This window comes from Acidocella sp. (assembly GCF_036489515.1).
Lineage (GTDB): Bacteria > Pseudomonadota > Alphaproteobacteria > Acetobacterales > Acetobacteraceae > Acidocella.
Window position 1 is genome coordinate 1 of the sequence record NZ_DASXFO010000094.1, and the last position, 22,973, is coordinate 22,973.

Annotated in this window: 25 protein-coding genes; 12 read left to right on the forward strand and 13 right to left on the reverse strand. The window is 63.2% G+C overall.

Annotated features, from left to right (window positions below):
- Positions 1-65: 65 nt before the first annotated feature.
- Both VGG47_RS13830 and VGG47_RS15695 read left to right on the forward strand, forming a co-directional pair.
- Complete coding sequence (locus VGG47_RS13830) at positions 66-1,412, forward strand: L-lactate MFS transporter (RefSeq protein WP_331539546.1); 1,347 nt, start codon at positions 66-68, stop codon at positions 1,410-1,412.
- Positions 1,413-1,422: 10 nt separating this feature from the next.
- Complete coding sequence (locus tag VGG47_RS15695; RefSeq protein ID WP_413788651.1) at positions 1,423-1,536, forward strand: MFS transporter small subunit; 114 nt, start codon at positions 1,423-1,425, stop codon at positions 1,534-1,536.
- 156 nt (positions 1,537-1,692) lie between these two features.
- On the opposite strand, the gene VGG47_RS13835 is transcribed toward VGG47_RS15695, so the two are convergent.
- Both VGG47_RS13835 and VGG47_RS13840 read right to left on the reverse strand, forming a co-directional pair.
- Positions 1,693-3,207 (reverse strand): Ppx/GppA family phosphatase, encoded by a 1,515-nt coding sequence (locus VGG47_RS13835; RefSeq protein ID WP_331539548.1) that lies wholly within the window; start codon positions 3,205-3,207, stop codon positions 1,693-1,695.
- A gap of 75 nt (positions 3,208-3,282) precedes the next feature.
- A complete protein-coding gene (locus tag VGG47_RS13840) occupies positions 3,283-3,792 on the reverse strand; it encodes a DUF2244 domain-containing protein (protein ID WP_331539550.1) in 510 nt (169 codons plus the stop codon).
- Between the two features lie 131 nt (positions 3,793-3,923).
- On the opposite strand from VGG47_RS13840, the gene nth reads away from it, so the two are divergent.
- Entirely contained in the window at positions 3,924-4,601 is a 678-nt protein-coding gene (nth, locus tag VGG47_RS13845) for an endonuclease III (RefSeq protein WP_331539600.1), read from the forward strand.
- 124 nt (positions 4,602-4,725) lie between these two features.
- Here the strand turns inward: nth and VGG47_RS13850 are convergent, their stop codons facing one another.
- Both VGG47_RS13850 and VGG47_RS13855 read right to left on the reverse strand, forming a co-directional pair.
- A complete protein-coding gene (locus VGG47_RS13850) occupies positions 4,726-5,715 on the reverse strand; it encodes an MBL fold metallo-hydrolase (RefSeq protein ID WP_331539552.1) in 990 nt (329 codons plus the stop codon).
- A gap of 119 nt (positions 5,716-5,834) precedes the next feature.
- Positions 5,835-7,235: a helix-turn-helix domain-containing protein gene (locus tag VGG47_RS13855; protein WP_331539554.1), complete on the reverse strand. Its 1,401-nt coding sequence runs from the start codon at positions 7,233-7,235 to the stop codon at positions 5,835-5,837.
- A gap of 262 nt (positions 7,236-7,497) precedes the next feature.
- Here VGG47_RS13855 and aceA point away from each other — a divergent pair, with 262 nt between their 5' ends.
- The 3 genes from aceA to VGG47_RS13870 all read left to right on the forward strand — a co-directional run bounded on the left by aceA (position 7,498) and on the right by VGG47_RS13870 (position 10,265).
- The gene (gene aceA / locus VGG47_RS13860; RefSeq protein WP_331539602.1) at positions 7,498-8,835 is read left to right on the forward strand and encodes an isocitrate lyase; all 1,338 of its coding nucleotides are present in this window, start codon (positions 7,498-7,500) and stop codon (positions 8,833-8,835) included.
- Between the two features lie 174 nt (positions 8,836-9,009).
- Positions 9,010-9,672, forward strand: coding sequence for a leucyl/phenylalanyl-tRNA--protein transferase (gene aat, locus VGG47_RS13865; protein ID WP_331539604.1), 663 nt, complete (start codon positions 9,010-9,012; stop codon positions 9,670-9,672).
- A 2-nt stretch (positions 9,673-9,674) separates the two neighbouring features.
- A complete protein-coding gene (locus VGG47_RS13870; protein WP_331539556.1) occupies positions 9,675-10,265 on the forward strand; it encodes a hypothetical protein in 591 nt (196 codons plus the stop codon).
- Positions 10,266-10,388: 123 nt separating this feature from the next.
- Here VGG47_RS13870 and VGG47_RS13875 read toward each other — a convergent pair whose 3' ends face one another.
- The 4 genes from VGG47_RS13875 to VGG47_RS13890 form a co-directional block, all read right to left on the reverse strand.
- Positions 10,389-10,823: a GNAT family N-acetyltransferase gene (locus tag VGG47_RS13875; RefSeq protein ID WP_331539558.1), complete on the reverse strand. Its 435-nt coding sequence runs from the start codon at positions 10,821-10,823 to the stop codon at positions 10,389-10,391.
- A complete protein-coding gene (gene tsaB, locus VGG47_RS13880) occupies positions 10,820-11,458 on the reverse strand; it encodes a tRNA (adenosine(37)-N6)-threonylcarbamoyltransferase complex dimerization subunit type 1 TsaB (protein WP_331539560.1) in 639 nt (212 codons plus the stop codon). The genes VGG47_RS13875 and tsaB overlap by 4 nt, the downstream gene beginning before the upstream one ends.
- On the reverse strand, positions 11,455-12,042 hold the full coding sequence (locus tag VGG47_RS13885) for a malonic semialdehyde reductase (protein ID WP_331539562.1): 588 nt from the start codon (positions 12,040-12,042) through the stop codon (positions 11,455-11,457). Before VGG47_RS13885 ends, tsaB begins: the two co-directional genes overlap by 4 nt.
- 170 nt (positions 12,043-12,212) lie before the next feature.
- Positions 12,213-12,767: a NifU family protein gene (locus VGG47_RS13890; protein WP_331539564.1), complete on the reverse strand. Its 555-nt coding sequence runs from the start codon at positions 12,765-12,767 to the stop codon at positions 12,213-12,215.
- A gap of 242 nt (positions 12,768-13,009) precedes the next feature.
- Between VGG47_RS13890 and VGG47_RS13895 the strand changes: the two genes are divergently transcribed.
- The gene (locus VGG47_RS13895; RefSeq protein WP_331539566.1) at positions 13,010-13,264 is read left to right on the forward strand and encodes a hypothetical protein; all 255 of its coding nucleotides are present in this window, start codon (positions 13,010-13,012) and stop codon (positions 13,262-13,264) included.
- Positions 13,265-13,402: 138 nt separating this feature from the next.
- On the opposite strand, the gene rho is transcribed toward VGG47_RS13895, so the two are convergent.
- The 5 genes from rho to hemE form a co-directional block, all read right to left on the reverse strand.
- Entirely contained in the window at positions 13,403-14,677 is a 1,275-nt protein-coding gene (rho, locus tag VGG47_RS13900; RefSeq protein ID WP_331539606.1) for a transcription termination factor Rho, read from the reverse strand.
- A gap of 310 nt (positions 14,678-14,987) precedes the next feature.
- Positions 14,988-15,431, reverse strand: coding sequence for a CopD family protein (locus tag VGG47_RS13905; protein ID WP_331539568.1), 444 nt, complete (start codon positions 15,429-15,431; stop codon positions 14,988-14,990).
- Complete coding sequence (locus tag VGG47_RS13910) at positions 15,428-16,087, reverse strand: HAD family hydrolase (protein WP_331539570.1); 660 nt, start codon at positions 16,085-16,087, stop codon at positions 15,428-15,430. Before VGG47_RS13910 ends, VGG47_RS13905 begins: the two co-directional genes overlap by 4 nt.
- The gene (gene hemH / locus VGG47_RS13915) at positions 16,077-17,135 is read right to left on the reverse strand and encodes a ferrochelatase (RefSeq protein ID WP_331539572.1); all 1,059 of its coding nucleotides are present in this window, start codon (positions 17,133-17,135) and stop codon (positions 16,077-16,079) included. The genes VGG47_RS13910 and hemH overlap by 11 nt, the downstream gene beginning before the upstream one ends.
- The gene (gene hemE, locus VGG47_RS13920; RefSeq protein WP_331539574.1) at positions 17,132-18,151 is read right to left on the reverse strand and encodes a uroporphyrinogen decarboxylase; all 1,020 of its coding nucleotides are present in this window, start codon (positions 18,149-18,151) and stop codon (positions 17,132-17,134) included. The genes hemH and hemE overlap by 4 nt, the downstream gene beginning before the upstream one ends.
- 280 nt (positions 18,152-18,431) lie before the next feature.
- Here hemE and VGG47_RS13925 point away from each other — a divergent pair, with 280 nt between their 5' ends.
- The 5 genes from VGG47_RS13925 (at position 18,432) to VGG47_RS13945 (ending at position 22,869) form a co-directional block, all read left to right on the forward strand.
- Entirely contained in the window at positions 18,432-19,319 is an 888-nt protein-coding gene (locus tag VGG47_RS13925) for a pyruvate, water dikinase regulatory protein (RefSeq protein ID WP_331539576.1), read from the forward strand.
- Between the two features lie 6 nt (positions 19,320-19,325).
- On the forward strand, positions 19,326-20,105 hold the full coding sequence (locus VGG47_RS13930; RefSeq protein WP_331539578.1) for an SDR family oxidoreductase: 780 nt from the start codon (positions 19,326-19,328) through the stop codon (positions 20,103-20,105).
- A gap of 290 nt (positions 20,106-20,395) precedes the next feature.
- Entirely contained in the window at positions 20,396-20,845 is a 450-nt protein-coding gene (locus tag VGG47_RS13935; protein WP_331539608.1) for a MarR family winged helix-turn-helix transcriptional regulator, read from the forward strand.
- A 6-nt stretch (positions 20,846-20,851) separates the two neighbouring features.
- The gene (locus VGG47_RS13940) at positions 20,852-21,547 is read left to right on the forward strand and encodes a response regulator transcription factor (RefSeq protein ID WP_331539580.1); all 696 of its coding nucleotides are present in this window, start codon (positions 20,852-20,854) and stop codon (positions 21,545-21,547) included.
- On the forward strand, positions 21,544-22,869 hold the full coding sequence (locus VGG47_RS13945) for an ATP-binding protein (RefSeq protein ID WP_331539582.1): 1,326 nt from the start codon (positions 21,544-21,546) through the stop codon (positions 22,867-22,869). The genes VGG47_RS13940 and VGG47_RS13945 overlap by 4 nt, the downstream gene beginning before the upstream one ends.
- Positions 22,870-22,973: the final 104 nt, after the last annotated feature.

Here is a 22,973-nt window from a genome sequence, read left to right on the forward strand (position 1 = left end):
GGCCAAGGTCCTTTCAAAAACAGCAAAAATCAAAGGAAGGGAAACGTGCTATGGGCTTGTTGTCTATGCTCGACCGCGATCACACGGTCGCGCCGGCGGGTTTCAACCGCTGGCTGATTCCCCCGGCGGCTTTGTGCATCCATCTCTGCATCGGCGAGGTCTACGCGTTCAGCGTGTTCAACCTGCCGCTCACCAGGCTGATCGGCCTTAAGGCATCGGCGCCGGGTGACTGGTCGCTCGTCGATATCGGCTGGATCTTTTCCGTCGCCATCCTGGTCCTCGGCCTCGCCTCGGCTTTCGCCGGCTCCTGGCTGGACCGTGTCGGGCCGCGCAAGGCGATGACCGCGGCGGCCTTATGCTTCGGCGGCGGCTTCGTCGTCGGCGCCATCGGCATATCCCTGCACAACCTGCCGCTGCTGTTCTTCGGCTACGGCGTGCTCGGCGGCTGCGGCCTAGGCATCGCTTACATCTCCCCGGTGCGCACGCTGATCACCTGGTTCCCCGACCGGCCGGGCATGGCCACCGGCCTGGCGATCATGGGCTTCGGCGGTGGCGCGATGATCGCCTCGCCGCTCTCGGTGGCGCTGATGCACCATTACGCGACCCCGACCGATCTCGGTGTCGCCCCCACTTTCGTCACGCTCGGCATCATCTATGCCGTGTTCATGCTGATCGGCGCGGCGATCGTGCGGGTGCCGGCACCCGGCTGGCGCCCGGCGGGATATGTGCCGGCCGCCAGCACAAGGCGGCTGATCTCGGATCATCACTACGAGGTCGCCACCGCGGTGCGCACGCCGCAATTTTACCTCCTCTGGGCGATGCTCTTCCTGAACGTCACCGCCGGCATCGGCGTGCTCAGCCAGGCCTCGCCGATGATCCAGGAAATGTTCCACGGTCACGTCTCGCCGCTGGCGGCGGCGGGTTTCGTCGGGTTGCTCAGCCTGTTCAACATGGTCGGACGGTTCTTCTGGGCCTCCATCTCGGACTATATCGGCCGCAAGCCGACATATTTCGTATTCTTCCTGCTCGGCCTGGTGCTTTACGCCGCGGTACCCAGCATCGCCCGGGCCGGCAGTATCGCCATGTTCGTGTTGTGCTACGGCATCATTCTCAGCATGTATGGCGGCGGCTTCGCCACCATCCCGGCCTATTTGAAGGATCTGTTCGGCACCACCTATGTCGGCGCCATCCACGGCCGGCTGCTCACCGCCTGGTCGGCGGCGGGCGTGCTGGGACCGGTGCTGGTGGACTATATCCGCCAGTACCAAATCTCGCACGGCGTCGCGAAGGCCGATGCCTACTCCGTGACCATGTACATCATGGCCGGGCTGCTGCTGCTTGGGGCGCTGTGCAACCTCGCGGTGGGGCCGGTCGGCACGCATATCCGCTCCATCTCAGCTCCAGCGGAATAAGGAGGGCACCATGCAAACTGACACCACCCCCGTAAAGCTGACGATCTATTGGGCCATCGTGCTCGTCCCGCTCGCCTGGGGCGTCTACCATACGCTGCTCAACGCGTTGAAATTGTTCGGATGAAGGAAGCAGCCGCTTTTTGAAAAAAGCGGCGCAAAAACTTTTTCTGTGCTGGGTCACGGGCAACGTCGGCGACAAAGCCCATGACCCAGCATAATAAAGTTTTTTTGCTTCTTTTTGTTCACAAAAAGAAGTCTTCCTCTTCTCACCAGCGCTTTCTCACCAGCGCTCGGTCTCGGCCTCCAGCCCCAGCATCTGCGCCAGCCGCTCCAGCCGGCGCAGCACCGAATCCCCAGCGAACACCCCAACCGCCTCGGTGAGGCCGAGGATCAGCCGCCCCGGTGCGATGGCAAGTTGCGCCCCGGCCAGCAGCTGCGGCGTGCCGGCGCAGAGCGTGTAGGCCAGGCGCAAGGCGACGCCCAGCGTCTCCGCCCGCCGCGCCGCCTGCAGGTCCAGCAGCGTGCGCGCCGGCGCCAGGAAGGCTGCATCGGGGGACGCCTCGTAGCGCAGCGCCAGAGTCAGGCCGAGAAACGCGCGGGCGTGGTGGTCCACCCCCATGCCCGGCTGGCGCAAGGCCCGCAGAAACGCCTGCTCGGCACGGTATTCCGGGTGCTCGTGGCTGCCGATGTCGGAGAGCCAGCACGCGGCTTCGCGCAGGCGCCGCTGCGCCGCGGTCTCGGAAGCAAACAGCGGTGCGGTCCAATTGATCAAAGCCGGCGGCAGTTTCGGATCCCGCAAAATACCGCGCGTCAGATCGCGCCCGGCGGCCAGCAGCGGGTCCTCGGCGCGGATGTCCGCCGGCATCTGCCGGGCGAACCAGCCCTCGCGCAGCCCGTTGGCGCTGAACACCACGCGGTTCACGCCGGTGGCGCGCAGCAGACGGCGCAGGATCAGCGCGGCATAGGGCAGATCCTCGATGCGCCGGCGCGGCACGCCGGGCATGCGCTCGATCAGCTTGCGTCCGGCCTCGCTCACCACCCCGGCCAGGTCGCGCGCTTCCTCCCGGCCAATCGTGTAGTGATGCACCATGTTCAGCGGATAGCCAGTCTGGGCGATATGAATGCGCGCCAGAGCCCGGAACCCGCCGCCCGACAGATACAAATCCCGCCCCCCCGCCGCGCCGATGAAGGGCGTATCCTCCAGCGCCGCGCTGACAATGCTGCGCGCCTTGAGCAGATCGCCGCCGGCCCGGTCGGCGAGGCGGATCACGCCCACCGGCAAGGTCGCGGCCGGGCCGATGCGCCCGGCCTCCAGCCGCACCAGCTCGAGTGAACCGCCGCCGAGATCGGCCAGCACCCCGTCCGCCGCGGGAATGCCGCACAGCACCCCCTCGGCCGCGAGGGTGGCCTCCTGCTCGCCGGAGAGAATGTTGATCCGCATGTCCGGCACGAGGGCGGTCATGCGCCGCGCGAACTCCCCACCATTGGCAGCATCGCGCACCGCGGAGGTGGCCAGCACCTCGAAGGGCGCCGCCCCCATGGCGCGAGCGATGGCAGCGTAGCGGCACAGCACCGTCTCCGCCTGGTCCATCGTCGCCGGATCCAGCAGGCCGGTCTTGGTCATGCCTTTCGCCAGGCGCAGCACGGCCTTCTCATTGAAAATCTGCACGGGGTTGCGGGCGTTGCCCTCATAGACGACGAGCCGCACCGAATTGGAGCCGAGGTCGACGACCGCCCTCCTTATGGCCTGATCCGCGCCGCCGAGACGAGTGTCTTCCTGGGTCAGCTGGTCCATTGGCAGCACTCTCTCGCAAGTTCGGGCATCGGGTACATAACGTTTATATGAATTCTTTACGCCGGGACCATACCCTCAGCGCAATTGCGGATTGTCGAACCGAGGGTTGCGCCAGCGCTGCAGGGCGCGGCCCAGCGCTGCGGCGAGGTCGCGCTTCTCCGCCTCGCCCAGCTGCCGCGCCACTTCGCAGGAAATCCCGCGCGTCGTCAAAAGCAGTTTCGGCACCGTGCCGGCATGCTCTTCCAACACCACATTCAGCCAGGCCGGCGAGAGGGTCACGCGCGTCTGCCGTCCGGCCGCGTCGCGCCGCAGCACGGACAGCTCGCGCTCGCTTAAGCGGATCGTCTCGCGCGCCCTCGCGGCCCGCACGTTCAGCCAAATCAGCACCAGCGCCAGCAACAGATCCGCGCCATTGAACCCGATCACCGGCCAAGCGCCGAGCAATGCCATCAGGCTGGTGACGAACAGCGAGCCCAGGCACATGAAGGCGATGACGAGGCCAAGGCCGCGGCGCGACAGCGAGCGATGCGGCTTCACCTCCGCCTCGAACATCAGCCGGTCAACACTGGCGGCAGGCACGTCCATACCGCATAGATCGTACAGACAGCACAGCAGGCAAGGAGAAAATGGCGAGACCGGCGAAAACCCTGACACGAAAGAGTGAGACGGACCCTGCAACCGTGGCGAAACGCCCGTCGCGCGCTCGAATCAAACTGATGAAGCCGGCGGATATCGGCCCGTTCCTGACCGCCATCGCCGGCGGCAATCCAAACCCGCGCACCGAGCTCGACTACGAGACGCCGTACCAATTGCTGGTGGCGGTGGTGCTCTCGGCCCAGGCCACCGACGTGGGCGTGAACCGCGCCACCAAAAAACTCTTCGCAAAGGCGCCCGGCCCGGCGGACATCGCCGCCCTCGGCGAAGCGGGCCTGGGCGAATACATCAAGACCATCGGGCTGTGGAAGGCCAAGGCGAAGAACGTCATCGCGCTCTCGCAGCTCTTGCTGGACCGGCATGGCGGCGAAGTGCCGGGCGACCGCGAGGCGCTGGAGGCGCTCCCCGGCGTCGGCCGCAAGACCGCGAACGTGGTGCTGAACGAAATCTTCGGCCAGGCCACCATGGCGGTGGACACGCACATCTTCCGCATCGGCAACCGCACCGGCCTGGCGCCGGGCAGTACCCCCCGCGCGGTCGAAGACGCGCTGCTCAAACGCATCCCCGAGGCAATGCTGAAACCGGCGCATCTCTGGCTGATCCTGCACGGGCGCTATCTGTGCAAGGCGCGCACACCGGAATGCTGGCGCTGCCCGGGGGCGGCGTTCTGCACCTATCCCGACAAGACCCCGATGCCAGCCGCGAAAAAGCCGCCGGTGAAGAAAGTAGCCGCTTTTTAAAAAAAGCGGCGCAAAAATTTTTGCTATGCTGGGCCATGGGCTGTGTCGGCGACAACGCCCATGGCCCAGCATAGCAAAGTTTTTTTGCTACTTTTTGTTCACAAAAAGTAGTCTTTTACTTGCCTTAAGCGGGCACCAGAACTTCCGCGAGATCAAGGCTCTCGCCAATATCCAGCGCCACGAAGCGTTCCCTCTCGATCCCCGCCGCGTGCAGCGCCGCCGCCAGATCGCGTTGTGGGGCGTCGATTTCCTCGGCGGTGAGCTGAAACGTGCCGTAATGCATTCCCACCGCCCGGCGCGCCTGCAGATCCTGGAAGGCCATCACCGCGTCTGCCGGGTTCATATGCACCGGGCCCATGAACCAGCGCGGCTCATAGGCGCCGATCGGCAGCAGAGCGAGGTCCGGCGCCCCCAGCCGCGCGTTGATGTCGGCAAAAAATTTCGTGTACCCGGTATCCCCCGCGAAATAGATTTTTGCGCCGCCCGTCCGAAGCATGAACCCCGCCCATAGCGTCTCGTTGCGGTCCCATAGGGTGCGGGCGGAAAAATGCCGGGCCGGGGTCGCGGTAATGGTCGTGTGCCCCAGCGCAGTTTCCTGCCACCAGTCCAGCTCGACCGCGCCGTGCAGGCCTTTGCGCGCCAGAAACGCTGCGTTGCCGAGCGTGGTGACGATCGCGGCGTGAGGAAAGCGCCGTCTGATCCGGCGCAAGGCGCGCACGTCCATATGGTCGTAATGATTGTGCGAGAGCAGGATCAGGTCGATGTTCGGCAGGTCGTCCGGCCGCAGCCCTGGGTCACGCACCCGTTTCGGCCCCACCCATTGTGACGGCGAACAGCGGCGCGAGAAGACCGGGTCGGTGAGCAGCGTCAGCCCCGGCAAGCGGAGCAGAAACGAGCTGTGGCCAATGAAGGTCACGGTCGGCGGTGGGCCCGGCGGCGGGTGGGGCGCGTTCTCGATCCGTTTCGGCCAGGTCGCCCACCCCGAATCCTTACGCCAGCGCGACCGCAGGACGGAGAAAAAGCCGCCGCGCCGCTTGCCGCCGCCACCGCGCTGGGTCGGCTCCGGATTGAAAAAATTCTTACCGTCGTAATGGTCGGAAATTGGATAGGGCATTTGGCCTATATAGGAAGCAAAAAAAGCTTTTTTACGCCGAGCATGGGCGTTGTCGCCGACCCAGCCCATACCCCAGCATAGAAGAAGTTTTTGCGCCGCTTTTTTCAAAAAGCGGCTGCTTACTGCTTTCCCTTAGCTTCAAACCGATACGGACTGGCGCTGGTGGTCTGCGTGTCGATGGTGAGGCGGTGCGCGATCGGCGGAAAGGCGCGGGAGCGGCAATCCTGCCGTTCGCACAACCGGCAGGACAGGCCGATGCCCACGGCGGCGGTGGCCAGGTTCAACCCGTCGCCATAGACCAGCTCGGCGGCATGGCTGACATCGCAGCCCATCGCCACCACCCGCACCGGCGGCGGGTCGCCCCAGCGTGCCGGACGGCCGGCGACGGCGCGGGCGAAGCAGAGATAGGTCTCCTTGTCCGAGAGCTGCGCCACCTGGACGCGGATCGTCCCCGGGGTCGCGAAGGCCGAATGCACGACCCAGCGCGGGCAAGTGCCGCCGAAGCGCATGAACGGAAAGCCCGCGGCGGAGAAGCGCTTGCTCACATTGCCGGCCGGATCCACGCGCAGGAAAAAGAACGGCACGCCGCGCGCGCCGACCCGCTGCAGGGTGGAGAGGCGGTGGCAGGCCTGCTCGTAGGACACGCCGAACCGCGCGGCGATGGCCTCCACATCGTAGCGCAGCGCCCGGGCCGCCAGCAGCATCGGCTCGTAGGGCATCAGGATCGCGCCGGCGACATAGTTCAGCAGGCCGATGCGCAAGAGCTCCGCGGCGTCGCGCGAGGAGGGGGCCGCCGCCCGCACGATCGCCTCGACCGCGTCGCCGCCTTCCAGCAGCGCCAGCTGGAAGGCCATCTGGAACCCCCGGCTCTCGCGCGAGAGGTCTTCCGAGAGGGTCAGCAGCCGCGCCTTGGCGTCAAAAATCCGCAGCGCGCCGGGCGTGTTCTTCACGCTCACCACCAGGCCGTGCTGGCGCCGCAAGCGTTCGGCCAGCGCGTGGCTGGTGCCGAGCTCCACCGCGTTCAATGACTCCCCGATCGCCTCCGCCACCTCCTCCAAGACCGGGAAATGATTGACATGGTCGTGGAAAAAATCCCGCACCTCCTCGTTCGGCAGCATGATCTTGCGCCCCGAGGGCAGGAGAATCCCGCCGGAATCCTCGCGCGCGCCGGCCCAGGCGCGGTGCAGCGCCAGGATCGCCCGCGCGCCCGTTGGGGTGGCCGCGATCGAGCGGATTTCCGTCTCCGGCACCGGCTCTTCCAGCCCCAGCAGCGGGTCCGCGAAAACCTCGCGCAGCGCCACTTCCAGCTCGCGCTCCTGCACCCCGGACAGAGCGGCGAGATCGACGTTGAGGATGTCCGTCAGCTTGAACAGCAGCGAAGCGGTGACGTTGCGCTGGTCATGCTCGACCAGATTCAGATAACTGGTTGAAATCCCCAGCTTCTGCGCGAAACCCTGCTGCGAATAGCCCTGCTCCATGCGCAGGCGGCGGATCGTCTTGCCGATGGCAGTTTTTGACATGTTTTACAAATCGCAAATTTTTACAGTGAAGTCCATCACTCGTTTCGGCACCGTCCCGCGTTTTAGCCCTGTCCATCGCAATGCAATGTAAATATTTTACGTTCACGACAGGAGGCAGTGGAGACGCCGCCAAAGTCCAAACCAATTGTTCAGCGCGAGACCGAAGCCAAACCCCTCGCGCCACAGGACCGAAATAACGCGTGAAGGAGTTTTTATCATGATGACGAAAATCACACCGCTTTATTCTCCCGACGGCATCAGCATGGGCATCGCCGCGGCGCCGGGCCGGTTCGACGGCATCAAGCGCGATTACACCGCCGCCGATGTCGAGCGCCTGGCCGGCAGCTTCCGGGTCAAGCACACGCTGGCGGAGATGGGGGCGGCGCGGCTCTGGCAGCTGCTGCATACGGAACCGTACGTGAACACGCTCGGCGCGCTCACCGGCAACCAGGCGATGCAGCAGGTCAAAGCGGGGCTGAAAGCGATCTACCTCTCCGGCTGGCAGGTGGCGGCGGATGCCAACAATGCCGGCGAGATGTATTCCGACCAGTCGCTCTATCCGGTCTCCTCAGTGCCGCAAGTGGTGTCGCGCATCAATAATTCACTCCGCCGCGCCGACCAGATCGCGAAGATGGAAGGGGATACCTCCCAGTACTGGATGGCGCCGATCATCGCCGATGCCGAGGCCGGGTTCGGCGGCGCGCTGAACGCCTATGAGCTGATGAAGGCGATGATCGCCGCCGGCGCCGCCGGTGTGCATTTCGAAGACCAGCTCGCATCCGAGAAAAAATGCGGCCATCTCGGCGGCAAGGTGCTGGTGCCGATCTCCCAGCATATCCGCACCCTGAACGCCGCGCGCATGGCCGCCGACGTGGAAGGTGTGCCTACTTTGGTGCTGTGCCGCACCGACAGCCACGCCGCACAGCTGCTCACCGCCGACGTGGACGAACGCGACCGCCCCTTCCTCACCGGCGAACGCACCCCGGAAGGCTTCTACCGCATCAAGCCCGGCCTCGGCGTGCAATACGCCATCGCCCGCTCCCTGGCCTATGCCCCCTATGCCGACCTGCTGTGGTGGGAAACCTCCGAGCCGAATCTGGACGAGGCGAAACAGTTCGCCGACGCGATCCACGCCAAGTTCCCCGGCAAGCTGCTGGCCTACAACTGCTCGCCGAGCTTCAACTGGCTCAAGAAACTGAGCCCGGAAAAGATCGCCTCGTTCCAGCAGGAGATCGGCGCCATGGGCTACAAGTTCCAGTTCGTCACCCTCGCCGGTTTCCACGCGCTGAACTATTCAATGTTCCAGCTCGCCAAGGGCTACGCGGCCCGCGGCATGGAAGCCTATTCGGAACTGCAGCAGGCGGAATTCGCCGCCGAGCCGGACGGCTACACCGCCACCCGGCACCAACGCGAAGTCGGCACCAGCTATTTCGACGCAGTGGCCACCGCCATCTCCGCCGGACAATCCTCCACCACCGCCATGGCGGGCTCAACCGAAACGGAACAGTTCCATGATCACGATGCTGAGTCTGACAAGTTTTATCATGATGACGGCCTGGTGCACTGCCATGCCTGGGCGGTCTCCCCGGCCGTGCACTGAGCGAAGGAAGTAGCCGCTTTTTAAAAAAAGCGGCGCAAAAACTTCTTTTATGCTGGGCCATGGGCGTTGTCGCCGACAACGCCCATGGCCCGAATTAACAAAGTTTTTTGCTGCTCCGCGGGTGGAAAAAGTCTTTTCATGACAAGCCGTCGGGACCATGTCAGCGTAGCAGCGATGTCCAACCGGCCCTTCAACCTGAACGCCGATCTCTTGCTCCGCGCCTACCGGCTCGGCCTGTTTCCCATGGCTGAATCGCGCCGCGGCCGGGCGTTGCACTGGCTGGACCCGGAGGCGCGCGGGGTACTGCCGCTCAATGACTTCCACATTCCGCGCAGCCTGATGAAGACCCTGCGCAGCGGCCGTTTCGAGGTGACGGCGAACGTCGATTTCTCCGCCACCATCGCCGGCTGCGCCGCCGCCCGGCTGAACCGGCCGGAAACCTGGATCAACGCCGAGATCGAACGTTTGTTCACCGAATTGTTCGAGCTCGGCTTCGCGCACAGCATCGAAACCTGGGAGAACGGCAGGCTGGTCGGCGGGCTATATGGCGCTTCCCTCGGCGGCGCGTTTTTCGGCGAAAGCATGTTCTCCACCGCCACCGACGCCTCCAAGGTGGCGCTGGTGCATCTGGTGGCGCGGCTGCGGCTGAGCGGCTTCGTACTGCTGGACACGCAGTTCATCACGGCGCATCTGGCACGCTTCGGCGCGGTGGAAGTTCCGCGCGCCAATTATCATGCGCGTCTGGCCGAGGCGGTGGACGTGCCGGCGCGATTTGTCGCGGCGCCGGACGCAATACGGCTGGCGCGGGAAATCGAGACTTTGCGGAGACTGGGATGAGAGTGAGCGGAAAATTTTTGGCCCTGCTGGGATGTTGCGCCGCCGGCAGCGCGGCCGCAGCACCGGTGCCGCGCTTCCTGCCGGACCACGACGTGGCGGTCACCTACCAGCTCGCCATTCCGGGGCGTGATCCGCAGACGTACCTGCTGCATTACGACGCGGCGGACGAGCTGGCGCGCATCGACAGCCCGGCGCAGCATATTTTTGTCCTGGCCAATCTGCCTTCCGGACAGGCGCAGGTGGTGGTGCCGGCGCTGCACGCCGTGGTGGACACACCGGATTTTTCCGGCATCACCCGGCAGATCGCCAATGCCGGCGGCGCGCATTTCACACTGCTCGGCCATGGGCATTACGCCGGGTTCGGCTGCGAGCGCTACCGGATCACCAGCCACCAAGGGGAGGCGCAAGCCTGCATCACCCATGACGGCGTGGTGCTGCAGTTCGATGGGCATGACAGCAATGGTGCTGCCGAGGTGACGGCAACTTCCGTCACGTATGCCCCACAGCCGAGCGATGAATTCATGCCCCCCGCCGATTTCGCCAATATCCGCCTGTCGCCGGGCTTGCTGACAGCGCTTCTGCAGTCGCAGTAAGCAAGGAAGACCTACTTTTTGTGAACAAAAAGTAGCAAAAAAACTTTGCTCCGCTGGAGCCATGGGCTGTGTTGGCGACAACGCCCATGGCCCAGCACAACAAAAATTTTTGCGCCGCTTTTTTTAAAAAGCGGCTTCTTTCTTCTCTCCAATCCTGAGCACAAGCATGAGAGCGTCACTGCCATCGGCGTAATAGCGCCGCCGCAGCCCGGCCTCGGTAAAACCCGCTTTCTCATACAGTGCCCGGGCGGCCAAATTGGACGCCGCGACCTCCAGATGCAACATGACGATCCCCCGGCGCCGCAGCAACTCGAGCGCCGCATTCAGCAACCCCGTCGCAATCCCCTCACGCCTGCGGGTCACACCGAGCGTGAGAATTTCCGCCTCGTCGAGCACCAGCCGCAGAACCAGAAACCCGCCTCGCTCATCAAGCAGTGCGACCACGCCCGGCTGGGCCAGCAACGTCGAAAAACTTGTCTCGCTCCAGGGCTCGTGCGGAAAGGCCTCGGCATGCAGCAGTGCCAGAACCGGCGCGTAGGCGGGACCGGCCTCGATCACCGCGGCGGCGGGCGCAACCCGGCGGCGGGCAATTTCGCTTCCGGCGGGTCGATGTAGAGCGGTTCTGCCGGGCGCGGCGGCAAGCCCGCCGCGCGACGCGTCAGAGCGGCCTGGCCGACCCAGGCCGGGTCCAGATATTTGGCGTCGGTCAACATCACATCGACACCCCGAGCGGCGAAGTGCGCCGCCGCCTCGTCGGCGGCATCGCCGGCCAGCGCCACCGGTCCGTCCGGCAACGGCAGATCGGCGTCGGCGAACGCCTCCGCCTGTTCCCCACGGAGCAGAAAAATCCGGTCACGCCGGGCCCGGATGGCGATCCATAGCGGACGATCCAGATGCGGCAACGCCGCGCGATAGGCTTCCGCGACGGTCACGCCCAGGAGCGGAATGCCGGCAGCGGCGGCAAAACCCTGGGCCAGCGACAGTGCGGTGCGCAGCCCCGTGAAGCTGCCTGGCCCGATCGTCACCGCCACCGCATCAGAACGCTCGGCCGCCGCCTCGCGAAGCAGCACCGGCAATGTCTCAATCAGACCCGGCCTTCCGGCCGTGAACTTCTTCCACACCACTTGGCCGTCATCCCCCAGCAGAGCGATGCCGGCCTGCGGTCCCGCCGCATCGATAGCCAGAATGCTCAAGCGAACTTCGTGGCTTCTTCGAAAGTGAGCTTCGGCAGACGCGGGAAGGGGTGCTCACCCGGCTTGGCGTGGCCGAGATTGATCAGGAAATTCGACTTCCAGCCTGTCTCGGCAAAGAAGGCGCGGTCCACCTTGGCGCGGTCGAAGCCCGACATCGCGCCAGAATCGATGCCCAGCGCGCGTGCCGCCACGATCAGATACGCACCCTGCAGGGTGGAATTGCGGAACGCGGTCTCCTCCGCCAGGTCCGGATTGCCGGAGAACCAGGATTTCGCGTCCGCCGGCGGAAAGAGTTTCGGCAGGTGCTGATAGAAAAGCGGGTCCTGGGCGACGATGACGGTGACCGGCGCCGCCATGGTCTTGTCGACATTCCCCGCACTCAGGGCCGGTTTCAGTTTTTCCTTGCCTGCCTCAGAGCGCACGAACATGAAGCGCGCCGGAGACGTATTGGCCGAGGTGGGGCCAAGCTTCACCAGGTCGTAGAGCTCGTGCAGATCTTCCTCAGTGACCGGTTGGTCGGTCCACTCCCATTTCGTGCGGGCGGAGCGAAACAGGATATCGAGCGCGGAATCGTCCAATGCCATGAGAATCTCCCTGGTTATCTCAGATAAAAGAAAGCAGCCGCTTTTTGAAAAAAGCGGCGCAAAAACTTCTGTTATGCTGGGCCATGGGCGTTGTCGGCGACAAAGCCCATGGCCCAGCATTGATAAAGTTTTTTTGCTACTTTTTGTTCACAAAAAGTAGCCTTTCCTCTCTAAAAAGCCTGCTGCACCGACTGCACTTCGGGAATGTAGTGCTTCAGCATGTTTTCAATCCCGTGCTTCAGCGTCGCCGTGGACGAGGGGCAGCCGGAGCAGGCGCCCTGCATGGTCAGGCTGACCACGCCGTCGCGATAGCCGCGGAAAATGATGTCGCCGCCATCGCCGGCCACCGCCGGGCGGATGCGCTCGTTGAGCAGTTCCTTGATCTGCTCGGCGATCTCCATGTCGGCCGGGTCCACATCCTCGGCCAGAAGTGCGGCGCCCTCTTTCATGATCGGCCGGTCGTTCAGCAGATGCTCCATCAGCAGACCGAGAATTTGTGGCTTGAGCTCCGACCAGTCGGTCTCCGAGGTCTTCGTCACGGTGACGAAATCGCCGCCCAGGAACACGCGGGCCACGCCCTCAATGCCGAATAGCGCCTCGGCCAGCGGCGAAATCAGCGCCGCGTCGGCGTCGGCGAAATCGGCCGTGTTTGTGCCGAGAATGTCACGGCCGGGGAGGAATTTCAGGGTCGCCGGGTTGGGCGTGCCTTCGGTTTCGATGAACATCAAAGTCATCCTTCAATAAAGCGGACTGGAAAGGTCCTATTGCAGGCTAGATCGGATCTTTTACGCCTCCTGGCAAGGGGAGAGTTTTGCCGTGGCACGAATGGCTGCCATTGAAGCAAGGGAAGACTACTTTTTGTGAACAAAAAGTAGCAAAAAAACTTTGCTCCGCTGGGCCATGGGCGTGTTGCTGACACAGCCTCTGGCCCAGCGGCCCAAAAGTTTTTGCTGAACGGAGACAGAATTTGCGTTTTCTATGGTTTGCCGCCGGGCTCGCCGCCCTTGCGGGCTCGAACGCCCACGCCGCCGAAATCGCCGCCACGATCCAAATACGGCCTGGGGTGACGGAATCCTTTCTGGCCAACCTGCCGGAGCATCCCGTTGCCGCGGCGATCCTGTTCCCGGAATCCGGACCCTGCGACCCGTTATCCTATCACGGCTATTTTGGCGTCGAAGGCCAGGCGGTGACCACGATCACCGGCTTTATCACAGGGAAGTAAAGCGGCAGCTTTTTGAAAAAAGCTGCGCAAAAACTTTTGGCTATGCTGGGCCATGGGCGTTGTCAGCGCAAACGCCCATGGCCCAGATTAACAAAGTTTTTTTGCTACTTTTTGTTCACAAAAAGTAGTCTTCCTTCCTCAGGTATTCATCGCCTCGAAGAAATCGGCGTTGGTCTTGGAATATTTCAGCTTGTCGAGCAGGAATTCCATGGCGTCGATGGTGCCCATCGGGTTGAGGATGCGGCGCAGCACCCACATCTTCGACAGCACGGATTTCTCCACCAGCAATTCTTCCTTACGCGTGCCGGACTTGGTGATGTCGATCGCCGGGAAGGTGCGCTTGTCGGAGAGCTTGCGGTCCAGGATCAGCTCGGAATTGCCGGTGCCCTTGAACTCTTCGAAGATCACCTCGTCCATGCGGCTGCCGGTATCGATCAGCGCGGTGGCGATGATGGTGAGCGAACCGCCTTCCTCGATGTTACGCGCCGCGCCGAAGAAGCGCTTCGGCCGCTGCAGCGCGTTGGCGTCCACACCGCCGGTCAGCACCTTGCCGGACGACGGCACGACGGTGTTGTAGGCGCGCGCGAGCCGGGTCACGGAATCGAGCAGAATCACCACGTCGCGCTTGTGTTCGACCAGGCGTTTGGCCTTTTCCAGCACCATTTCCGTCACCTGGACGTGGCGGATTGCCGGCTCGTCAAAGGTGGAGGCGACCACTTCGCCCTTCACCGAGCGCGACATATCGGTCACTTCCTCGGGCCGCTCGTCGATCAGCAGCACGATGAGGAACACTTCCGGATGGTTCGCCGAGATCGCGGAGGCGATATTTTGCAGCATCACGGTCTTGCCGGTACGCGGCGGGGCGACGATCAGCGCGCGCTGGCCCTTGCCGATCGGCGCAATCAGGTCGATCACGCGCGAGGTGTTGTCCTTGGGCAGGCCCTTCACCGTCGGCTCCGGCACTTCGACTTCCATTTTCAGGCGCGAAGTCGGGTAAAGCGGCGTCAGATTGTCGAAATTGATGCGGTGTTTGACCGCATCAGGGGACTCGAAATTGATCCTGTCGACCTTGACCAGCGAAAAATAGCGCTCGCCGTCTTTGGGTGCGCGAATTTCGCCGTCGACCGTATCGCCGGTGCGCAGCGAAAAGCGCCGGACCTGGGCGGGAGAAACGTAGATATCTTCCGGGCCGGGCAGGTAATTGGCTTCCGGATTGCGCAAAAAGCCGAAACCGTCGGGCAGGATTTCCAGCGTGCCGTCGCCATGAATCGCCTGATCATTCTCCGCGAACGCCTTGAGGATCGCGAACATCATGTCCTGTTTGCGCAGGCTGGACGCGTTCTCAACCTCCAGCTCTTCAGCGAGGGTGAGAAGATCCGATGGCGATTTAGCCTTGAGTTCGGCGAGATGCATGGAGAGTCCGATCTGCCCCTGCGGATGCGGGGCCGAAATAGGTAGAGGGGAGAATGATCGCGGCCAGAAAAACCACGTCGGCACGGACGGCCTAAAGCGCTTATTGGCTAAGAATTTTGGAAATGCAAGAGGGCACCGAAGCTATGTCCCCTCCAGGAAGAAAGGAAAGCAGCCGCTTTTAAAAAAGCGGCGCAAAAATTTTTGTTATGCTGGACCATGGGCGTTGTCCCCGACAACGCCCATGGTCCAGATTAATAAAGTTTTTTTGCTACTTTTTGTTCACAAAAAGTAGCCTTCCCCTTCGCTTGTCTTACGCCACCACCGAAAAGACGATGATCACGAACAGCACCGTCGGCACCTCATTGGCGATGCGGTAGAATTTTTCTGACTTGGTGTTGGCGTCGTTAAGAAAATTCCGGCGCCATTTCGAGCAGGCGCCGTGGAAACCGCTCATCAGCACCACGCAGATCAGCTTGGTCCACCACCAGGCGGCGTGCCAGTTCACGGCGCCAGGGGTCAGGACCAGAAGAATGCCGAAAATCCAGGTCGCGGCCATCGCCGGATTGGTGATCTGCCGCAGCAGGCGCCGTTCCATCACCTTGAAGCGCGCGGATTCCGCCGAACCGGGGGCGACCTGGCAATGATACACGTAGAGCCGCGGCAGGTAGAACATTCCCGCCATCCAGGCCGTGAAGCTGACGATATGGCAGGCGAGGATGATGCGGAAAAACGGCACCAACGCGTCGATGGTCATGCAAGAACTCCGAACAAATCGTGCAAATCCCGCAAAATCTCCGTGGCACCGGCGGCACGGAGATGCGCGCCGTCGCCATGCGGGGCGAAACCATAGCAGGTCATGCCCGCCGCCACCGCGCCGGTGACGCCGAGCGCGCTATCCTCCAGCACCAGGCAGGATTTTGGCGGGGTCTTTTGGGCCGCCGCCGCGGCGAGAAAGACGTCAGGTGCCGGTTTCGGCCTGCCACCTTTGGCAATCACGCTGGCCGCGGAGTGGGTTTTTCCCTCCACCAGCGCGGACAAGCCGGTACGGGCGAATTTCACCGCCATTTCCTGATCCGAGGAATTCGAGGCGATGCGCCAGGGAATGCCGAGTTCCGTCACCCGCTCCAGCATTTCGCGCGCGCCGGCGATCAATTTTGCCTCTTCCCCCAGCGCCAGAACCAGCTTTGCAGCCAATTCCGGGCGCCAGCTGGGCGGCAATTTGCGGCCGAGCCGGGTTTCGATAAGCGGCTGCATGTCGCTGATCGACATGCCGAGGAACAATTCCATGCTGTCCTGCATGGTCATTTCCCAGCCAAGCGAGGTGAGCTCGCGCGCGATCAGCCCGTTGGCGACGCCTTCGCTGTCGATCAAGACCCCGTCGCAGTCGAAAATGATCAACTCAGGCGGCATTTTGCCCCATTCGGTAACGACTCCATGGGCAATCCTTGTGTTTTTCGCCACAAGCACGGCCGTTTTTATGGCTGCACAATCCGTGAGTCCCGGCGAGCGCGCGGCGCGTCAAACCGGCCAGAGCGCGGATGAAAGCTGGATCGGCGTTGGGCACGGTGGCGCGGAAATAGCCCGGCACCTTGTGATGCGCGGCCAATTCGCGGTTTTCGATGTCCAGTTCCACCAACGTCTCGATATGGTCGGAAACGAAGGCGATCGGCACCAGCAGCACCGCGATCTGGTCGCGCCCGGCCTGCTCGATCGCCTCGATCGTGCTCGGCCCGATCCATTTCTGCGGCGTGGCCCGCGATTGGTAGCAAACCTGGTGCTCGACATTTTTGTCGGCAAGCCGCGCCATGACCGCTGCCGTGTTGGCTTCGACCTGCGCCTGGTAGGGATCGCCGGCGGTGACGATGCTCTCCGGCAGGCCGTGCGCCGAGAACAGCAACCGCAATTTGACGCCGGGCGGGAGTGAAGCTTTCGCCTCGGCGATGCCGCGATCAACCAAGGCAGCGATCGAATCGACGTAATCCGGATCGTCAAAATAGCAGCACAACGTGGTCGTCGGCTTGGCGAGCCCGGCGGCAGCCGCGGCTTCATGCCAATCGGTCAGAGACGATCCGGTGGTGGTGGTGGAAAATTGCGGATAGAGCGGCAGGAGCAAAATCCGGTCCGGATTCCACGCTTTCACGTCCTGCGCCGCCTCTTTCGCGAACGGGTGCCAATAGCGCATGGCGATGAAGGTTTTCACCTCGTCACCCAATTCCCCCTCAAGCGCCTTCGCCTGCTGCTGGGTCAAATCCAACAGCGGCGATTTCCCGCCCATCAGCTCATAATTCGCCGCCGCCGCCTTGGCCGAGGAGGCAGCGATCAGCCGTGAGAGCCAGAAGCGGATGAAAATCGGCGCGCGGATGATCGCCTTGTCGGAGAATAAATTCACCCGGAAGGGTTTGACGGCCTCTGGCCCGTCCGGGCCGCCGAGATTGAACAGGACGATGGCGGTTTTCATGGGACGTCAGATGTGCCGCGAATCAATTTCATCAACCGTTCGACATTTTCGGGCGGCACGTCCGGCGTGATGCCGTGACCGAGATTGAAAATATGCGGCCGCCCCCGGCACTGCTCCAGCAGCCGCAACACCGCCGCATCCAGCGCCGGACCGCCGGTTTTCAGCACCAGAGGATCGAGATTTCCCTGAAACACCGTGTTTTCCGGACAGGCGGCAATCGCCGCCGGAAGGTCCGTGACGGTATCCAGCCCTATTGCGTCGACCCCGGTTTTTTCCGTGTATTCGCCAAGCAGCAGACCGGAAAGGCGCGGGAACCCGATAATTTTGACGCCCGGAGTCTTCGCCTTCAACGCCGTGACGATGCGTTGCGTCGGGCCGATCACAAAGGCGCGAAACTGTTCGGGCGGAAAAATCCCGGCCCAGCTTTCGAACAGCATCAGGCAATCGGCGCCGGCATCGAGCTGCGCCTGCAGATAGACGATCGTCGCCTCGACCAGAATATCCAGCACGGCGGTGACAAAATCTGGATTTTCATAAGCCAGAGCCCGCGTGCGCGGAAAGCCGCCGCCTTTGCCGTCCAGCATGTAACAGGCGACCGTCGCCGGGCCGCCGGCAAAGCCGATCAGTGCCGTTTTTTCAGGCAAAGCCGCGCGCACCCGGCGCACGGTTTCCATTACCGGCTTGTAATGCGTCGGGGCCGCTGAAGGATCGAGGGCTGCAATATTATGCAGGGGCGGCAACATAGGCCCTTCGCCTTGAGCAAAAGCCAGCCCCTGGCCCAGCGCCATCGGCAAAATTAAAATATCGGAAAACAAGATGGCTGCGTCGAACCCATAACGGCGGATCGGTTGCAGCGTCACTTCCGTCGCGAATTCGGGATTCAGGCAAAGAGAAAGAAATTCTCCGGCCTTTTCGCGCAGTGCACGATACTCCGGAAGGTACCGTCCGGCCTGACGCATGAGCCACACCGGCGGTGGCCAGACGGGCTCGCCGTTCAGGACTTTCAGAAGTTTCATGCCCACCCCCTAACCTTAAAGTCTTTAAGTTTAAAGCGGGGAGGAGGCAGTGGTACCCTGTGAATAACGGGGTTCCCCTCAATCCAAAAGTAAATCCACAAAGTTATCCACAATAAGAAACCAAGGATAAGCTATTGATTCTGGGGTATCTGACTCGGTTACTCACAAGCAGTTCAAAACTCTGTCAAATCTGTCCCCCGTTTACAGTTTTCGCGTTTTATCCCCATGTAGCGAAAATTACCGAGCGCCAAAGAGTTTAATCCCCGTTATCAACAGGCTCATGGAACACGAGCGGCTAAATATACACCTGATATCCGACGCTACGGGGGATACTTTGAACGCCCTGGCGCGGGCGGCTGTGGCGCAGTTTGACGAGCCGAATGTGACCTATCATCGCTGGTCGCTGGTCCGCTCGCGGCTGCAATTGCACCGTGTGCTGGAAGGTGTGCAGGCCGAGCCCGGCCCGGTTCTTTGCAGCCTGGTCGATGATGCGTTGCGCGGCGAGCTCGATTCCGCCTGCGCGCGCATGGGGATCACGCTCCTGCACGTGCTGGATCCGGTGCTGGACGTGCTGCAGGCGCAGATCGGCGCCCCGGTGAAGCACAAGCCGGGCCGGCAATATGTGCTCGATGCCGATTATTTCCGCCGCATCGACGCGATGCATTATGTGATCTCGCATGATGACGGGCAGGGCGTGCGCGGCATGATGGAAGCGGATGTGGTGCTGGTGGGCGTGTCCCGCTCCTCGAAGACGCCGACCTGCTTCTATCTGGCCAATCGTGGCGTCAAAGCGGCGAACGTGCCGCTGGTGCCGGGCATCGCGCCGCCGGAATTTTTGCGTGAAGCATCCTGCCCGGTGATCGGCCTGACCATCGACCCGAAATCGCTGATCGACATCCGCCGTCACCGGCTGAAGCTGATCGGCACCGGCCAGGCTGTCTTCGCCCAGCGCGACAGTGGTGATTATGTGGATTACGAGGCTGTGGAAAAGGAGCTGCTCTGGGCGAAGCGGCTCTGCAGCGCTGAAGGATGGCCGACCATCGACGTGACGCGCCGCTCCATCGAGGAGACCGCGGCGACGGTGCTCAAACTCATGGATACCTGGCACGCCAAGCACAGAAGTCCGGCGGCGCCGGCCGCGCCCGCCACTCAACCCGAACAAGGATAAGAGAGAATGGATCTAGGTCTGCAAGGCAAGCGTGCGATCGTCTGCGCGGCGAGCAAAGGGCTGGGCAAGGCCTGCGCCATGGCGCTGGCGCAAGCCGGCGTATCGGTAGTGATCACCGGCCGTGACGAAGCGGCGCTGGAAGCTGCCGCCAAGGAAATTCGCGCCGCCACTGGCGTGGAAATTACCGCGGCGGCGGGCGATATCACCACCAAGGCTGGGCGCGAAGCGGCGCTGGCCGCCTGCCCTGATCCGGACATTCTGGTGAACAATGCCGGCGGCCCGCCGCCCGGCGATTTCCGCGAGTTCACCGAGGAAATGTGGCACGCGGCCCTGAACGCCAACATGCTGAGCCCGATCGCGATGATCCAGGCGGTGCTGGACCCGATGATCGCGCGGCGCTTCGGCCGCATCGTCAACATCACCTCGGCGGCGGTGAAGGCGCCGATCCCGATCCTGGGCCTGTCCAACGGCGCGCGCGCCGGTCTCACCGGTTTCGTCGCCGGCCTGGCGCGCGATGTCGCCCAGCATAATGTGACGATCAACAATCTGCTGCCGGGTCCCTTCGATACCGACCGGTTGCGCGCCACCGCGGCGAAGAGCGCTGCAGCGTCGGGTCGCAGCATCGATGAGGAGGTGTTGGTCCGTGGCCGGCAGAATCCGACGGGCCGGGTCGGCCAGCCGGAGGAATTCGGTGCCGCCTGCGCCTTCCTTTGTTCCACCCAGTCGGGCTTTATCGTCGGTCAAAATCTGCTGCTGGATGGCGGCGCGTTCAACGCCACGATGTAGGAATGGAACGAAAAGGTGAAGAAGACGGCCCGGGAAAGGTCATAAGAGCGTAGTAAAATCGTTCCCGGTACGCTATGAACAGCACAGCGCAAAGAGTTTGCAAAAAAGCAAGCAAACCTGTCATAGTCGGTCTGGGAACAACAAATGATTGTGCACCTGCCATGCAAGACACCTCTTCACAAGGTCCACGCCCCGTAAAACGCGATCCTGTTCCTGGAGTCCCCTCATCGGCATTGCCGGGAGCGGGGTTGCTGTTCCTCCGCGAGGAGGAACTGCGCATCGCCCAGGACATGTTGTTTTTTGCGTTGCGCGATCTGAACGACGCGGCCGATAATCTTCTCACCGAGTTTGGCTATGGCCGTGCGCATCATCGCACCCTGCACTGGATCGCCCGCAAGCCGGGGTTGAAAGTGGGGCAGTTGCTGTCGATTCTCGGCATCACCAAGCAGAGCCTGACCCGCGTGCTGGGGCCGCTGATCCGGCAGGGTTACGTGGCGCAGAGCCCCGGCCAGAGTGACCGGCGCCAGCGCCTGCTCACTTTGACCGAAAAAGGCGTGGAACTGGAGCGCAAATTGTTCGAGGCGCAGCGCGAACGGTTGCTGTCGGCCTACCGAGAGGCGGGCGGCCCGGCGGTCGAAGGGTTCCGCCGGGTGCTGCGCGGGCTGACCCTGCAGCAAGGGCGGGATTATATCGACAACCTCGAAGCGCATCGTGCGAAGACCCCGCGCCTCGGGGGCTGATATCGCATGAGTGGTGAGAGCGCGCATATCCTGCTTGTGGACGACGACGCGCGTCTGCGCGCGCTGCTCAGCCGCTTCCTGACGGAGAACGGGTTCCGCGTGACCATGGCGGAAACCGCCGCGGAGGCGCGCGACAAGCTGCGCTTCATGGATTTCGACCTGCTGGTGCTCGATGTGATGATGCCGGGCGAAACCGGACTGTCGCTCACCGGTGACCTGCGTGGTGAGCGCGCGCCGACTTTGCCGATCCTGTTGCTGACCGCACGCGGCGCGCCGGAGGATATCGTCGCCGGCTTCGAGGCCGGGGCGGATGACTATCTCGGCAAGCCGTTCGACCCGCGGGTGCTGCTGGCGCGGATCCGCGCCATGCTGCGCCGCGCTCAGCCAGCGGTTGTCCAGACCGGTCCGTTACAACTCGGCACCGCCATCTTCGACGCCGCGCGCGCGGAACTGGTGGGGCCGGACAGCCGCATCCGCCTGACGGGCGCGGAACTTTCACTCCTTTCGGCGCTGGCGGCGCGGCCGCATGAAATTCTCTCGCGCGAGGCGCTGGCAGCGGCGCTCGGGCTCGACGACGTGAACGAGCGGGCGATCGACGTGCAGGTGACGCGGCTGCGCCGCAAGATCGAGGAAGACCCGCGCGAGCCCCGTTTTCTGCACACGGTGCGCGGCAAGGGATATGTGCTAAAACCCGGGCCATGAAACTGAGGCTGGGCGGGTTTTCCGCGGAACGCGTGCTGCGACGTTTCCTGCCACGCAGCCTGCTGGGCCGCTCGTTGCTGATCGTGCTGGTGCCCCTGGTGCTGCTGCAGGCGGTGGCGCTGCAGATTTTCTACGGCAGCCATCTCGACGAACTTTCGCGCCGCCTGGCGGGCAGTGTCGCCGGTGAGGTCGCCTTCATGATCGATGAGATCGACCGCGACCCGGATACGCGCCACCTGACAATCCAGGAGACCGACGCGCATTTTGGCTTCAAGACCGCGTTTTTGCGCGGTCAGCTGTTGCAGCACCTGCCGCCGCCGGACGCGCCGGGGCCGGTGGATAACGACCTGGAATACGGGCTGAATACCGATTTGAACCGGCCGTTCACCGTCGGCTGGAACCATTCCGCCGATTTCATCCGCGTCTATGTGCAGATGGCAGATGGCGTGCTGCGCATCGATGTGCCGCGCAAGCGGCTCTATATCGGCACGTTGTACATCTTCTTCCTGTGGCTGATCGGCACGGCGCTGCTGCTGTTCGGCATCGCCGCCTTGTTCCTGCGTACCCAGGTGCGCGGCATCAAGCGCCTGGCGGTGGCGGCGGAGAGTTTCGGCATGGGCCGCGATGTCGGGCCGATCCGCCCGGAAGGCGCGATCGAGGTGCGCCGCGCGGCGACGGCGTTCAACCGCATGCAGGACCGGGTCCGACGGTTTTTGGCGCAGCGCACAACCATGTTGGCCGGGGTGTCGCATGATTTGCGCACGCCCTTGACCCGGCTGCGCCTGGCGCTCGCCATGCTGCCGGAGATTCCCCCCGGCGAAGCGGCGGACATGAACACCGATATCGAGGAGATGGAGAAGCTGATTTCCGTCTATCTCAGCTTCGCCCGTGGCGAGGGCAGCGAGCAGGCGGCGCCCACCGATATTTCACTCCTGCTCGACGATGTGGCGGTGGCGGCGCGGCGCAGTGGTGCTGTGATCGATTGCGATGTGCCGGACAGCCTGGTCGCGACGCTGCGGCCAGAGGCGATCCGTCGTGCGATAACCAATCTGGTGGATAATGCCCGTCGCCATGCACGGCATATCTGGCTGGTGGCGACAAGCACCAGCCGCAGCTTGCGCATCATCATCGACGATGACGGGCCGGGGATTCCGGCGGCGCGGCGCGAGACCATGCTGCGCCCGTTCGAGAGCGCCGATCCCGGCGGCACCGGGCTTGGCCTTGCCATCGCCAAGGACATTATCGGCGCGCATGGCGGGGATCTTCTGCTCCTCGACCGGCCGGGCGGCGGCTTGCGTGTGGTGATCGAACTCCCGGGTTAGGTGGAAGAAAGCGGCCGCTTTTTAAAAAAAGCGGCGTAAAAATTTTTGTTATGCTGGGCCATGGGCGGTGTCCGCGCCAACGCCCATGGCCCAGCGGAGCAAAG